This is a genomic window from Streptomyces venezuelae, from assembly GCF_008642275.1.
Classification (GTDB): Bacteria; Actinomycetota; Actinomycetes; order Streptomycetales; family Streptomycetaceae; genus Streptomyces; species Streptomyces venezuelae_E.
This window is the reverse complement of record NZ_CP029189.1, coordinates 4,839,122-4,852,512: the sequence shown is the minus strand read 5'-3', so window position 1 is coordinate 4,852,512 and position 13,391 is coordinate 4,839,122. Positions and strand designations below refer to the sequence as shown.

General features: G+C 72.9%; 14 protein-coding genes. 2 read left to right on the top strand and 12 right to left on the bottom strand.

Going from position 1 to position 13,391, the window contains the following annotated elements:
* Positions 1-17: 17 nt before the first annotated feature.
* Together dapC and fdxA are read right to left on the bottom strand one after the other, a co-directional pair.
* A complete protein-coding gene (gene dapC / locus DEJ51_RS21730; RefSeq protein WP_150259081.1) occupies positions 18-1,112 on the bottom strand; it encodes a succinyldiaminopimelate transaminase in 1,095 nt (364 codons plus the stop codon).
* Between the two features lie 113 nt (positions 1,113-1,225).
* Positions 1,226-1,555 (bottom strand): ferredoxin, encoded by a 330-nt coding sequence (fdxA, locus tag DEJ51_RS21725; protein WP_030011906.1) that lies wholly within the window; start codon positions 1,553-1,555, stop codon positions 1,226-1,228.
* Between the two features lie 117 nt (positions 1,556-1,672).
* Here fdxA and DEJ51_RS21720 point away from each other — a divergent pair, with 117 nt between their 5' ends.
* Complete coding sequence (locus tag DEJ51_RS21720) at positions 1,673-2,659, top strand: GNAT family N-acetyltransferase (protein ID WP_150259080.1); 987 nt, start codon at positions 1,673-1,675, stop codon at positions 2,657-2,659.
* Positions 2,656-3,450 (top strand): transglutaminase-like domain-containing protein, encoded by a 795-nt coding sequence (locus DEJ51_RS21715; protein ID WP_150259079.1) that lies wholly within the window; start codon positions 2,656-2,658, stop codon positions 3,448-3,450. Before DEJ51_RS21720 ends, DEJ51_RS21715 begins: the two co-directional genes overlap by 4 nt.
* 223 nt (positions 3,451-3,673) lie before the next feature.
* Here DEJ51_RS21715 and DEJ51_RS21710 read toward each other — a convergent pair whose 3' ends face one another.
* From DEJ51_RS21710 to DEJ51_RS21660, 10 genes are all read right to left on the bottom strand, one after another.
* Positions 3,674-4,294: a DNA-binding response regulator gene (locus DEJ51_RS21710; protein ID WP_150259078.1), complete on the bottom strand. Its 621-nt coding sequence runs from the start codon at positions 4,292-4,294 to the stop codon at positions 3,674-3,676.
* Positions 4,291-5,457 carry a sensor histidine kinase gene (locus DEJ51_RS21705; RefSeq protein WP_150259077.1) on the bottom strand — a complete coding sequence of 389 codons (1,167 nt, stop codon included), beginning with the start codon at positions 5,455-5,457 and terminating at the stop codon, positions 4,291-4,293. Before DEJ51_RS21705 ends, DEJ51_RS21710 begins: the two co-directional genes overlap by 4 nt.
* A gap of 4 nt (positions 5,458-5,461) precedes the next feature.
* A complete protein-coding gene (locus tag DEJ51_RS21700) occupies positions 5,462-6,226 on the bottom strand; it encodes an ABC transporter permease (protein ID WP_150259076.1) in 765 nt (254 codons plus the stop codon).
* Positions 6,223-7,161 carry an ABC transporter ATP-binding protein gene (locus tag DEJ51_RS21695; RefSeq protein WP_150259075.1) on the bottom strand — a complete coding sequence of 313 codons (939 nt, stop codon included), beginning with the start codon at positions 7,159-7,161 and terminating at the stop codon, positions 6,223-6,225. The genes DEJ51_RS21700 and DEJ51_RS21695 overlap by 4 nt, the downstream gene beginning before the upstream one ends.
* Positions 7,162-7,291: 130 nt before the next feature.
* On the bottom strand, positions 7,292-9,160 hold the full coding sequence (locus tag DEJ51_RS34620) for a hypothetical protein (protein WP_317852413.1): 1,869 nt from the start codon (positions 9,158-9,160) through the stop codon (positions 7,292-7,294).
* Positions 9,161-9,503: 343 nt separating this feature from the next.
* The gene (locus DEJ51_RS21680; protein ID WP_223835920.1) at positions 9,504-9,887 is read right to left on the bottom strand and encodes a DUF6113 family protein; all 384 of its coding nucleotides are present in this window, start codon (positions 9,885-9,887) and stop codon (positions 9,504-9,506) included.
* Positions 9,884-10,780: an N-acetyl-1-D-myo-inositol-2-amino-2-deoxy-alpha-D-glucopyranoside deacetylase gene (mshB, locus tag DEJ51_RS21675; RefSeq protein WP_150259074.1), complete on the bottom strand. Its 897-nt coding sequence runs from the start codon at positions 10,778-10,780 to the stop codon at positions 9,884-9,886. Before mshB ends, DEJ51_RS21680 begins: the two co-directional genes overlap by 4 nt.
* Before the next feature lie 23 nt (positions 10,781-10,803).
* A complete protein-coding gene (locus DEJ51_RS21670; RefSeq protein WP_030012369.1) occupies positions 10,804-10,998 on the bottom strand; it encodes a hypothetical protein in 195 nt (64 codons plus the stop codon).
* A gap of 351 nt (positions 10,999-11,349) precedes the next feature.
* Positions 11,350-12,408, bottom strand: a complete 1,059-nt coding sequence (locus DEJ51_RS21665) for an ABC transporter ATP-binding protein (protein WP_150259073.1) — start codon at positions 12,406-12,408, stop codon at positions 11,350-11,352.
* On the bottom strand, positions 12,401-13,384 hold the full coding sequence (locus DEJ51_RS21660; RefSeq protein ID WP_150259072.1) for an ABC transporter ATP-binding protein: 984 nt from the start codon (positions 13,382-13,384) through the stop codon (positions 12,401-12,403). Before DEJ51_RS21660 ends, DEJ51_RS21665 begins: the two co-directional genes overlap by 8 nt.
* Positions 13,385-13,391 lie beyond the last annotated feature (7 nt).

Sequence of the window (13,391 nt, the reverse complement as noted above, 5' to 3'; positions counted from 1 at the left end):
GGCGGACCGGCCCGGGCTCAGCCGAGGCGCTTGACCGCCGCCTCGACCCGCTCGTCGGTGGCGGTGAAGGCGACGCGCACGAACCGCGCGCCCGCCTCGCCGTAGAAGTCGCCCGGCGCGACGAGGATGCCCAGGTCCGCGAGGTGGGCGACGGTGTCCCAGCAGGGCTCGTCGCGGGTCACCCACAGGTACAGGCTGGCCTCGCTGTGCTCGACCCGGAAGCCGTGCGCCTCCAGGGCCGTGCGCAGCGCCGCGCGGCGGGCCGCGTAGCGCGCGCGCTGCTCCTCGACGTGGGCGTCGTCGCCGAGGGCGGCGACGGTGGCCGCCTGCACCGGGGCCGGGGTCATCATCCCGCCGTGCTTGCGGATCTCCAGCAGCTCGCCGAGCACGGCCGCGTCACCGGCGACGAAGGCCGCCCGGTAGCCCGCCAGGTTGGACCGCTTGGAGAGGGAGTGGACGGCCACGAGGCCCTCGTACGAGCCGCCGCAGACGTCGTCGTGGAGGACGGAGACGGGCTCGGCCTCCCAGCCCAGCTCCAGGTAGCACTCGTCGCTGAAGAGCAGGATCCCGTGCTCGCGCGCCCAGGCCACGATCCGGACGAGGTCCTCCTTGGCGAGGACCTTGCCGGTGGGGTTGGACGGGGAGTTGAGCCACAGCAGCTTCACACCGGCCGGGTCGAGCTCGGTCGGGTCGTCGTAGACCACCGCCTCGGCGCCGCACAGCCGCGCGCCGACCTCGTACGTCGGGTAGGCGAGCCGGGGGTAGGCGACCTTGTCGCCGGCGCCCAGCCCCAGCTGGGTGGGCAGCCAGGCCACCAGCTCCTTGGAGCCGACGACCGGCAGGACGTTGCGGTGTTCCGTGGCGCTCGCGCCGAGGCGGCCGCGCACCCAGCCGGTGATCGCGTCGCGCAGGGCGACGGTGCCCCACACGGTCGGGTAGCCCGGGGAGTCGGCGGCCTCGATCAGGGCGCGCCGGATCAGCTCCGGGACCGGGTCCACGGGCGTGCCGACCGACAGGTCGACGATGCCGTCCGGGTGGGCAGCCGCCGTCTTCTTGTACGGCTCCAGCTTGTCCCAGGGGAAGGCGGGAAGACGGTCGGATACTGCGGCCACGGTGGTCTCTGCTCTCTCTGAGTGCTGGTGCTGGGGTGTGCGGGTCGGAAAACACATCGGTCCCGTGCGGCGGGAAGGCCGTACGGGACCGAGGGGCGCAGCTGCCTGGAAGGTCAGTGCTCGCCGTTGATGCCGGCGGGCAGCGCCGCGACGAAGGGGTGGTCGCGCTCGATCAGGCCCAGCTTGGAGGCACCACCGGGCGAACCGAGCTCGTCGAAGAACTCGACGTTCGCCTTGTAGTAGTCCTTCCACTCCTCCGGGGTGTCGTCCTCGTAGAAGATGGCCTCGACCGGGCAGACCGGCTCACACGCGCCGCAGTCGACGCACTCGTCCGGGTGGATGTACAAGGACCGCTGGCCCTCGTAGATGCAGTCGACGGGGCACTCTTCGATGCATGCCTTGTCCTTGACGTCGACACAAGGCTCCGCGATGACGTAGGTCACGCTCTCGTTCCTCCTCGGTAGGGCTTTCCATATCGCGCGGGAGCGCGGCGTCGTCGATGCCCGCACCTAGTATCTCCGTTCCCGGGCACGATCCGAACAGGAGGGGCGGACAGAGCTGTGGAAATCACTGCCGGTGGACTGCTGGAGGTCCGTATCACCCCGGCTGACGTGGGTAAACGAGTCTCTGTACGACGGGTGGAGGCCGTAGTGAGCGGATCACCCGAGTTCACGGACACCGTCGGGGTTCTCACATCCTGGGACCAGGGTGTGCTGCTGATCACAAAGAAGGACGGACGATCCGTCCGCATCGCGGAATCCTCGCTGGTGGCGGGCAAGGTCGTGCCTGCGGCCCCGGCCCGGCGGCGGGGTCCGGCGGCCTCCTTCGAGGAGCTGTCGCGGGTCGCCGCGCGGGCCTGGCAGCCGCTGGAGAGCGAGCGGCTGGGCGACTGGACGCTGCGGGCGGCCGCCGGATTCACCCGGCGGGCCAATTCCGTGCTGCCGCTCGGCGACCCGGGGATACCCCTGGACGATGCACTCGCGCGAGTGACCTCCTGGTACGCGGAACGCTCACTCCCGGCCTACGTACAGGTCGCGACGGGGGCCGCCGGAACCCAGGAGGTGCTCGGCGCGGAGCTGGAGCGGCGCGGCTGGGTGAACGAGGCGTCGGCGGAGGTACGGACCGGGGCCCTGGCGCCGGTGGGCGACGTGGACGCGCCCGCGGCCGCCGACGTCCGCCTGACCCGGGTGCCGGACGAGCAGTGGCTCGGGCGCTACGGGAAGGTGCGCGACCCGGACCTGGCCCGGCGGATGCTGGTGGAGGGCCCGTCGGTGTGGTTCGCCGCGCTGCCCGGGGGCCGGGCGATCGGGCGCTGCGTGGTGGACGGGCGGTGGGCCGGATTCGCGGCGGTGACGGTGGATCCCGCGCACCGGCGCGAGGGCCTGGCGACGGCGGTGATGGCCGCGCTGGCCCGGCGGGCGCTGGAGGAGGGCGCGTCGGCGGCCTGGCTCCAGGTCGAGACGGACAATCCCGGGGCGCTGAAGCTGTACGACGGGCTGGGCTTCGCCACGCACCACATGTACCACCACTACCGGGCGGCCTCGTGAGTCCGGCGGCCTGGCGGGAGCAGTTCGCGGCCGAGGTCCGGGCGGAGCGGCCCGACCTGGCGCTGCTGTGCCTGCTGCTGGCCACCGAGGGGGACCCGGAGCTGGACGAACGCGCCATGGACTGGGCGCAGATCGAGCTGGACCGGCTGGCGGGGATGCTGCCGTACGGGCTGCGCGGCGGACGGGCGTGGGCGTCCGCGGTGACGGAGCTGCTGGGCGGGCGCCTCGGGTTCCACGGCACCCCGGCGGACTACGACCGGCTGTCGTCCTCGCTGCTGCACGAGGTACTGAGACGGCGGCGCGGGCTGCCGATCCTGTTGTCGGTGGTGTGGCTGGAGGTCGCCCGGCGGGCCGGGGCGCCGGTGTACGGGCTGGGGCTGCCGGGGCACTTCGTGGTGGGCTTCGGGGACCCGCAGGAGGGCATCGTGGTGGACCCGTTCGCGGGCGGCGCGTCCCTGGGCACCGGGCCGGCGGAGCTGGCGTCGGGGCCGCGCGAGCCGGCCCGCACGCTGGACATCGTGCAGCGGATCCTGGCGAACATCCGGGCCTGGGCCTCGGCCCGCCCGGAGCAGTCGGGGGTGGCCCTGTGGGCGGTGGAGCTGTCGCTGCTGCTGCCGTCGCATCCGGCGGCGCTGCGGTACGAGCGGGCGCGGCTGCTGGTGGAGCGGGGCTCCTTCCAGGAGGGGGCGGCCGAGCTCGACGCGTACGCCGGGGTGGTTGCGGTGGTGGACGCCGACGCGGCGGCCCGGATCCGTGCGGAGGCCCTTTCGGCCCGTGCCCTCCTGAACTGACCGGGGCCCGCCCCGGCCCCCGCCTCGCCGGCGCCACTCCCAGCCTCGCCGGCGTTTGAGCAGGGGGCACCTCCCAGCGGTAGCTGGGGGAGGGTCCGGGCGGAGCCCGGTGCCCGGCGGAGCCGGGTTTCCTGGGGCGCCGCCCCAGACCCCGCGCCTCAAACGCCGGCGAGGCTGGAGACGGCCCGGCGGAGCCGGGGTGCGGATGGGGCCGGGGGGAGGGCTAGAGCCAGCCCTTTTCGCGGGCCGTGCGGACGGCTTCGGCGCGGTTGCGGGCCGCCAGTTTCTGGATCGCCGTCGAGAGGTAGTTGCGGACCGTGCCCTGGGACAGGTGGAGCCGCGCCGCGAGTTCCGCGTTGGTCGCGCCGTTCTCCGCTTCCCGCAGGACCTCCCGCTCGCGGTCCGTCAGCGGGTTCGCGCCTTCCGCGAGGGCGGCCGCGGCCAGGGTGGGGTCGATGACGCGCTCCCCCTGCAGGACCTTGCGTACCGCGGCGGCGAGTTGGGCGGCCGGGGCGTCCTTGACCAGGAAGGCGGAGGCGCCCGCCTCCATCGCGCCGCGGAGGTAGCCGGGGCGGCCGAAGGTGGTCAGGATGACGATCTTCAGGTCGGGCAGGGAGTCGCGCAGGGCGGCCGCCGCCTCGATCCCCGTCATGCCCGGCATCTCGATGTCCAGGAGCGCGACGTTCACGTCGTGCGAGCGGGCGGCCGGCACCACCTGGTCGCCCCGGGCGACCTGGGCGAGGACCTCGATGTCGGGCTCCAGGCCGAGCAGCGCGGCCAGCGCCTCGCGGACCATCGACTGGTCCTCGGCCAGCAGGATGCGGATCGGCGCGGGTTCGGTCATGAGGGGGATCCTAGGGGGACTCGGGCCAGCAGCCTGAAGCCGGTCCGGCCGGCCGGACCGGCCGACAGCGTCCCGCCGACCGCCTCCAGACGTTCCGTCAGGCCTGCCAGACCGTTGCCGGGGCCTTCCCCCGTACCGCCGGAGCCGTCGTCGGCGACCGTCAGTTCGAGCACGGGGCCGTCGAGGGTCTGGAAGGTGCGCAGCGTCACCGTGCAGCGTCGGGCGCCGCTGTGCCGGACGATGTTCGTGACGGCCTCGCGCAGCGACCAGGCCAGTGCGGTCTCCGCTTCCTCGGGCAGGTCCTCGGGGGCGTCCACGGGCAGGTCGGCCATGACTCCGGCGGCCGTCAGCGCCGTGCGCGCACCGGCCAGTTCACCGGGCAGGGTGGGCCGCCGGTAGCCGCTGACGGCCTCCCGTACGTCGACCAGCGCCTGTCTGCTGACCTGTTCGATGTCCGCGACCTGCTGGGCGGCCCGGTCGGGGTGGTCGGGGAGCATCCGGCCCGCCAGCTCGCTCTTGAGCGTGATCAGCGACAGCGAGTGTCCCAGCAGGTCGTGCAGGTCCCGGGCCATCCGCAGGCGTTCCTCGTTGGCGGCGAGCTGGGCGACGGTGGCCCGGGCCTCCCGCAGTTCGATGGTGGTGCGGATCATCGCGCGGACCCCGGCCATCGCGAAGCCGCCCATGAGGGCCGGGATGAGCAGCCCCGCGAGGTAGGCGTCGCCGTCGGGAACCGCGTTGGCGGTGACGGCCAGCAGTGCCGTGGTGCCGGGGACGGTCCAGCGGGAGATCGTGCCGGGCAGCGCGGCCCCGGAGGCGATCGCCACGTAGACGAAGAGGACCAGCCACTCGCGGCCCAGGGCCAGGGAGAGCACCGTGGCCAGGGCGGCGAGCACGGACAGGGAGAGCAGGACCCTGCGCGGGTCCATCTCGCGGGCGGCGCGCAGGACCAGGACGAGGTACCAGGCGACGAAGGAGGCGAGACCCAGGGCGCCGAGCACCCGGGCGGTGGTGCCGTGCCCGCCGCTGATCAGGTCGGTGACGGGGGCGCTGAGGTAGAAGAGCCAGATGCCGGTCCAGACGATCCGGGCCGTCTTGTGCCGGTTGTTGTCCGCTACGCGGCCGGCCCGGCCGGCTCCGTCATCGGCTTCCTTCGTCAGCGCCACGGGTTCATGCCTTCAGTGAGTCCTTGCGGTACAGCCAGGCGGCCGCACCGGTGAACAGTACGAAGTAGACGGCGAGGATCGCCACGTCCTTCAGGTGGGGTGCGCCCCCGAGCTCGATGGCCTGGCCGAGGCCCGCGTAGGCGTGGGTGGGGAGCCACTCGCAGATGTTCTGCAGCCACTGCGGGAAGTTCGCGGTGGGCATCCACAGGCCGCCGAGGATCGACAGGGCGAAGTAGAACAGCATGGTGATCGGGCGGACGTTGTCGCCGCTGGCCAGGTAGCCGATGGCCACCCCGAGGGCGGCGAAGACCAGGCTCCCGGCCCAGATGGCGCCGGTCAGGGCGAGCCACTGCCAGACCTCGAAGCGCACGCCCTTGACGCCGGCGGCCACGGCGAAGACGACGACGATCGCGGGCAGCGACAGCACGCCGGCGCTGGCGGTCTTGGCGAGGACGTAGCCGTGGCCGGGCAGTGCGGTCAGCCTCAGCTGGCGGACCCAGCCCGATTCGCGTTCCTTGGCGATGCGCTCGCTGTTGCCGACCAGGACGGCGGTGAGGGCGCCGAAGGAGGCCATCGCGACCATGTAGAAGGCGGGCATCGTCAGGTCGGTGCCGAGGACCTTCGTGGTGCCGTCGAGGGTGCCGCCGAGCATCAGGAAGAGCGCGGCCGGGTAGAGGACGGTGAAGAACAGGTACTTCTTGTTGCGGCGGGCCCGGGTGACTTCCAGGCTGACCAGGCGAAGGGTTCCGGCGGTGGCGGACTGCGTCATCGGGTGGCCTCCTCGGCCTCGGTGAGAGCGATGAAGGCCTGTTCCAGGCCGAGGCCGGCGACCTCCAGGTTTCGGGGGTACAGGCCGAGCGCGTAGACGGCCTGGACCGTGGCGTCGGCGTCGCGCGACTGCAGGCGCACGGTGGCGCCGGTGCGTTCGAAGGCGGTGAGGCCGGGCAGGGCGCGCAGCAGCGCTTCGTCGACGTCGCCGTCCAGGTCGAAGGCGATCTTCCGGGCGCCCGCCCTGGCCTTGATCTCGGCCGCGGTGCCGTCGGCGAGGAGCTTGCCCTTGCTGAGCACCAGCACCCGGTCGGCGATCGCGTCGGCCTCTTCCAGGTAGTGGGTGGCGAAGAGGACGGTGCGTCCCTGGGCGGCCTGCTCGCGCATGGTGGCCCAGAAGGCCTGGCGGGCGGTGACGTCCATGCCGGTGGTCGGCTCGTCGAGGACGATCAGGTCGTTCTCGCCGGCGGTGGCCAGGGCGAAGCGCACGCGCTGCTCCTGGCCGCCGGAGAGCTTGTTGACCATGCGGTCGGCGATCTCGGTGAGGGCGGCGCGGTGCAGGACCTCCTCCACGGGGTGCGGCCGCGGGTGCAGGGCGCAGCCGAGGGTGACGAGTTCGCGTACGGTCACCTCCTCCATCAGGCCACCGCTCTGGAGCATGGCCCCGACGCGGCCGGCCGCGAGGGCCTCGCGGGGGGTGGTGCCGAAGAGGCTGACGGTGCCGGAATCGGCGGGGCGCAGGCCCAGGAGGAGGTCGAGGGTGGAGGACTTGCCGGCGCCGTTGGGGCCGAGGAGCGCGACGGTCTCGCCCGGGTGCAGCGTGAGGGAGAGGCCGTCCACCGCCCGGACCGTGCCGTAGCTCTTGGTCACGTTCTCGAAGGCGACCACGCTGTCGGTGGCGGCCTTCACGGTGGGTACCGCGGTCGTCGTCGTCATGGGAAGAGGTTCGCCCGTACGGGGTCCCGCGCGGCAGTGTCGGGCGTCGTGCGTGCCGGATGACAGATGTCATGCGGCGGACGTGACAGTGCCCCCGCCCGGGGTCCGGGCGGGGGCACCGAGGTGTCCGTCAGTTGGGGCTGGTGTCGACGACCACGGTGCGCTCGGCCGTGGTCTTGCCGCGCAGCGCCTTGCCGAGGGCGCCCGCGACGTCCTGCGGGGTGACGGCGGTCTTCTCGCCGGTGCCGCGGGTGATCAGGATCCCGTCGAAGGTGTTCCCGTAGGTCGCCTTGAGCGCCTCCAGGTCGAACTTCTCGACCAGGCGGCCGTCTACGGGCTGCATGCTCAGGATCTTGGGGAGGGACCTGGCACCGAAGGCGATGGACTTGGTGCCCACCTTGACCGTGGCGTTCGCGGACATCGCGGGCTCGGCGAACTCCTTCATGGCCCGGTCCAGTTCGGCCTGGCCGATGGCCGGCGCCTTGGTGGTGGTCGGCAGTTCGGCCACGGCCGCCTTGCCGGTGGCGACCTGGTCCTTGAAGGTCTTGGCCACCAGCTGCACGGAGGCGTCGACGTCGAGGGTGGTGCCGGGGGTGCCGGGGACGGCGACGGCCTTGCCGGTGTCGAACTTGATCGTGCCCTCGGTGGCCGTGCCGGAGGCGCCCGCGAGCTCCTGGAGTGCGACCTGGAGCTTCTCCTCGTCGGTCGGCATCACGGGGTCGGCGACCCGCTCGTTGCCGAGGAGCGAGCCGATGACCGTGATCGGGTTGTAGTCGCTGCCCGCCGCGTTGCGGACGGTGGTCTGGGCGTCCAGCGTCAGGCCGGCCTTCTCGGGCTTCAGCTCGACCGGCTTCCCGCCGACGCTGAGCTGGATCGGGGCGGCGGCGCGGGTGCCGAAGGCCGTCTGGAGCTTGGAGACGGCCTCGTCGCGGCTGCCGCTGATGTCGACGCCGAGGACGGTGGTGCCCTTGGGGACGTCGGAGTGGTTCAGGAGCAGCCCGGCGCCGTAGGCCACGCCGATGAGGGCGACGACACCGCCGCCGAGCAGGACCAGTTTGGAGCGGCCCTTCTTGGCGGGCTTGGCGGTGGCCTTGGGCTGGGCCGCCGCGGGCCGGGGGGCGGCCGGGGCGGGGGCCGGCACCGGGGTCGGCAGCGGGCCGTCCAGGTCGGGGCCGGGCCACTGCGGAGCCTCGTCGAAGGCGGCCGCGCCGGCCGGGCCGCCGACGGGGCCGGTGCCGAAGCCGGGGCCGCCGGTGGGGCCGGCGGGGCCGCCGCCGTACGCGGGGAACGCCTCGGTGACGGGGCCGCCGTCGCCCTGGTCGTCGTAGACGGGGAAGCCCTGGGTGGTGCTCCCGACGCCCGGACCGCCGGGCATCGGGGCGGCGGGGGCGGGTGCGGAAGCCTGCGCGAAGCCCTGGCCGTAGTCCGCCACGGGCGGCGGCGGGGTGCGCCGCGGCGCGTAGGCGGCGTCCGGTCCGGGCGCCTGCGGGGCCTGGGTCCGCTGCGGCGGGGCGAAGCCCGCGCCGGGCCCGGCCGGCGGCGGCGTGGGCGTCGGAGTGGGCGTGGGAGACGGCGTCCGGGTGGGCAGCGGACGCTGTGCGAGCGGCGGGGCGGCCGCGGCCGGCGGCATCGGGGCGGCCGGGGCCGGTGCGGGGGCCTGGGCGGCCGGCTTGCGGGGGGCGAACCAGTTGCTGGCCGCTTCCTCGGCTTCGGCGGCCGGGGCGGGCGCCTGGGGGCCGGCGGGCTCCGGGGCCGCCTCGATCCGGGTCGGCTGCGGTCCGCGCCGCTGCGCGAGCGGGGGCGGGGAGGCCTGTTCCGGGGCCGGGTCCGGCCCGGTCCGCTCGCCGGCACCGGCCGAGCCGGAGCTGGTGCCCATCGCCTTGCGCACGACCACCGGCGGGATCGGCCGCGAACCCGGGATGTTGATCCGGATCCGGGTCGTCAGGGTGGTCTCGGTCTTGGGCCCGTCGGCGTCGGGCGTGGACGGCTTCGAGGTCACAGCGTTCTCCTCCGGAGCGGTCGCCGCAGCGTCCGTGGACGGGTACTGGCCGGTTCCGTACGGCGGTGTACCCGAGGGGTAAGCGGCTCCACCGTGCCCCTTGGGCCCGGAGGACGAACTGTCGGTTTCACGACTCAAGGCAGGTTCTCCCGGTTGGCTCCGCCGCCCGTCATACCGTGCGCGGGCAGCTCGGCGGCCCGTCCACCATACTGGCCGCCGCCCGCACGCAACTGACTGGCGGGAATCAGGGGTTCCTGATAGCGCCCGTCAAACCCCCCTGAAGCACCCGGCGGGCCGCCGCGCGCACCTCTCGGCGAACCTCCCTACGAGGTCCGACACCACGTCACTTGGCAGGCCGGGAGACGGAAACCGGCCGATCCAGCGGAGTGCGCACCGTGGCACACATCACAGCGAGAACGGTTCCCCCCAAAAGGTAGACGTACACGCCGATTCCGGACGAACCGAGGAGGAAGTCTCCCTCAGGGCGCGGAAGGCTGAGCATCACGTACGCGAGGAACCAGCCCGCGGCCGCGCCGCCCACCCCGAAGCCGGTCCCGAGGGCGATCCGGCCGCCGAGGAACAGCCCGAAGACGGCCAGCAGGGCGAGCAGCAGACCGCCGGGGAACCAGAGGTCGACCACCAGCCAGCCGGCCGCGCCGGTCAGCGCTCCGGCGACCAGCATGCCCAGGCAGCCGGCGATCCGTCCGGCCCTGGCCGTGCCGCTCACGCGTCCACCCCCGCGAAGAGGTCGTGTTCGCGTTCGCCCGCCGGGGCGCCCGGCCGGCCCGCGACCAGTTCGTAGTACTCACGGGTGAACAGCGGCTGCGCCAGGTCGTTGGAGAGGGCGAAGAAGGGGCCGTCCACGGCGATCTGGGTGGCGTGGGCCCGCATGGCGGCCGCCTTCGCCGCCACGAAGGTGTCCTTGGCGTCGATCTCGGTGGTGATCCGTTCGTCGGCGACGACCCCCGGCACGTCCCCGGGCGAGCCCACCGCGGGGAAGGGCGCCTCTCCCCCGGCGGCGTGCAGCCGGGCGAAGCCCTCCTCGACGACCGAGCGCGGGACCCGGTTCCAGTAGATCTTCCCGATGGTGTGGGGTGCGCCGAGGTCGCGCCGGTAGGCGGTCTCCGCGGCCAGTTCGGCGGCGCGCATGGCGACCCGGTGGGCCTGGATGTGGTCGGGGTGCCCGTATCCGCCGTCCGGGTCGTAGGTGACGAGCACCTGCGGCCGCAGCTCCCGGATGATCTCCACCAGGTACGCGGCGGCCTCGTCCACGTCGGCGGCCCAGAAGGCCTCCGGGCGGTGGTTCTGCGGGGCGCCCATCATCCCGGAGTCCCGGAAGCGGCCGGGGCCGCCGAGGAACCGGTGGTCCTGGACGCCCAGTTCCGCCATGGCCGCGGCGAGCTCGCCGACGCGGTGGGCGCCGAGCGTGTCGTCGCGGTCGGCCGCCAGGTGGGCGAGCCCGGGCGGGATGACCTCACCCTCCTCGCCGAGGGTGCAGGTCACCAGCGCGACGTGGGCGCCCTCGGCCGCGTACTTGGCCATGGTGACGCCGTTGTTGATCGACTCGTCGTCGGGGTGCGCGTGCACGAGGAGCAGACGACGGGCAGGAAGACCGTTCATGGGGCCAGCCTACGAGGCGGGACCTAGAACTTGAGGCCACTGATCATGCTCGCCACGTTGGAGGTGAGCTGGCTCAGGGTCGGGGCGATGGTGGAACTCGCCAGGTAGAAGCCGAGCAGTACGCAGACCACCGCATGTCCCGCCTTCAGGCCCGCCCTTCGGACCAGCAGGAAGACGATGATCGCCAGCAGCACCACGGCGGAGATCGAGAGTGCCACGGCGTTTCACCTCCACGTCGAGCGGACATCGGTACGCGTATTCGTGCTCGGCAGGAGTCATACCCACCGTGCGCTACGGATCATAACTATCCGTACCAGCGCATCGATCGAAATCCGGCAGCACGAGGGGCGCATGCCGCGCATGAGTGGGGGCACGGGGAGGCCGGCCGGCGAGGCCGTACGCCTCCCCGGCCGGCCGTCGGCACCCGCACGGCCGCACGCCGTCCAGACTGCACGCCCCAGATCTCGGGGCAGAAACGGTCAAGTTGCCCTCACGTTAACGGAGTTGCCGGGCATTCCCGCCCCGCGCCGCCCGCCGCGCAGCCGTGGCCGGAAATGATCGGTCGGCGACTACTCCTTCGCCAGGGGGGACGGCGGTGGCGGCTGGTCCGACGGCGGGACCACCTGTTTCTCCGCCGCGAAGTGGCAGGCCGACGGGTGCGCCGCCGGGCCCGAGGGGAAGACCTGCGGAACCGCCAGCAGCGGGACCTCCGCCGTGCAGCGGGGCTCCGCCTTCCAGCAGCGGGTGCGGAAGGGGCAGCCCGACGGCGGGTTGGCCGGGGACGGGACGTCACCGGTGAGGATGATCCGCTCGCGGTGGGCGCGGGCCTCCGGATCGGGGACCGGGACGGCCGAGAGCAGCGCCTGGGTGTACGGGTGCGTCGGGTGGTCGTAGATCTGGCTGTCGGTGCCGATCTCGACGATCCGGCCCAGGTACATGACGCCGACCCGGTCGGAGATGTGCCGGACGATCGAGAGGTCGTGCGCGATGAAGACGTAGGACAGGTCGAAATCGCTCTGCAGCCGGTCCAGCAGGTTGATCACCTGGGCCTGGACGGAGACGTCCAGCGCCGAGACGGGCTCGTCGGCGACGATGATCTCGGGCTGGAGGGCGAGGCCGCGGGCGATGCCGATGCGCTGGCGCTGGCCGCCGGAGAACTGGTGCGGGTAGCGGTTGATGTACTCCGGATTCAGTCCCACGACGTCCAGGAGCTCCTGGACGCGTTGCCGCCGCGAGCCCTTGGGCGCCACCTCGGGGTGGATCTCGAACGGCTCCCCGATGATGTCGCCGACCGTCATGCGCGGGTTCAGCGAGGTGTACGGGTCCTGGAACACCATCTGGATGTTGCGGCGCACGGCCTTCAGGGCCCGCCCCGACAGCCTGGTGATGTCCTCGCCCTTGTACGCGATCACCCCCGCCGTCGGCCGCTCCAGGTTGACCAGCATCTTGGCCACGGTGGACTTCCCGCAGCCGGACTCGCCGACGATGCCGAGCGTCTCACCGGCACGCAGGCCGAAGGAGACCCCGTCGACCGCCTTGACCGCGCCGACCTGCTTGCGGAAGACGATGCCCCGGGTCAGCGGATAGTGCTTGACCAGGTCCTTCACCTCCAGCAGGGACTCAGCCATGGAGGCACTCCTTCCAGAAGTGGCAGGCGCTGGTCCGCTCCACCGGGGACTCGGTCACCCGGTACAGCGGCGGGACGTCGGTGCGGCACACCGCCTGCGCCATCGGGCAGCGCGGGTTGAAGGCGCAGCCGGGCGGGATGGCCACCAGGTTCGGCGGCAGTCCCTTGATGGCGTACAGCTCCTGGCCCTTCTGGTCCAGGCGCGGGATCGAGTCCAGCAGGCCGCGCGTGTACGGGTGCGCGGGCGCCTTGTAGATCTCGTGGACCGGGGCCGCCTCGACGATCCGGCCCGCGTACATGACCGCGATCTTGTCGGCCACGTCCGCGACCACGCCGAGGTCGTGGGTGATCAGGATGAGGCCCATGTTCAGCTCGCGCTGGAGCTCCGCGAGCAGGTCCATCACCTGGGCCTGGACGGTGACGTCCAGGGCCGTCGTCGGCTCGTCCGCGATGATCAGCGAGGGCTCCAGGGCCAGCGCCATGGCGATCATGATGCGCTGGCGCATGCCGCCCGAGAACTGGTGCGGGTAGTCCCCCACCCGCTCCTTCGCCGCCGGGATCTTCACCCGGTCCATCAGCTCGACGGCCCTGCCCCTGGCGTCCTTGCGGGACATCCCGCGGTGCACCTCGTACATCTCGCCGAGCTGCGCGCCCACGCTCAGGACCGGGTTCAGGGAGGAGAGCGCGTCCTGGAAGATCATCGCCATCTCGGCGCCGCGGATCCTGCGCCGCTCCTCCTCCTTCATCTTCAGGAGGTCCCTGCCCTTGAAGAGGATCTCGCCGCCCGCGATCCGGCCCGGGGGCGTGTCGAGGATGCCCATCACGGCCTGGGCGGTGACCGACTTGCCGGAGCCCGACTCGCCGAGCACGGCCAGCGTCTCGCCCTCGGCCACCGAGTAGTCGACGCCGTTGACGGCCTTGGCGACTCCGTCGCGCGTCTTGAATTCCACGTGCAGGTCGCGGACTTCGAGCAGCATGTCCGGG

What these genes read in the sequence shown, in the direction of transcription:
- DEJ51_RS21710 (WP_150259078.1), bottom strand. Translation starts at nt 4,294, where the DNA reads ATGACCGAACCCGCGCCGATCCGCATCCTGCTGGCCGAGGACCAGTCG.
- DEJ51_RS21700 (WP_150259076.1), bottom strand. Translation starts at nt 6,226, where the DNA reads ATGACGCAGTCCGCCACCGCCGGAACCCTTCGCCTGGTCAGCCTGGAA.
- DEJ51_RS21695 (WP_150259075.1), bottom strand. Translation starts at nt 7,161, where the DNA reads ATGACGACGACGACCGCGGTACCCACCGTGAAGGCCGCCACCGACAGC.
- mshB (WP_150259074.1), bottom strand. Translation starts at nt 10,780, where the DNA reads ATGAACGGTCTTCCTGCCCGTCGTCTGCTCCTCGTGCACGCGCACCCC.
- DEJ51_RS21665 (WP_150259073.1), bottom strand. Translation starts at nt 12,408, where the DNA reads ATGGCTGAGTCCCTGCTGGAGGTGAAGGACCTGGTCAAGCACTATCCG.
- DEJ51_RS21660 (WP_150259072.1), bottom strand. Translation starts at nt 13,384, where the DNA reads ATGCTGCTCGAAGTCCGCGACCTGCACGTGGAATTCAAGACGCGCGAC.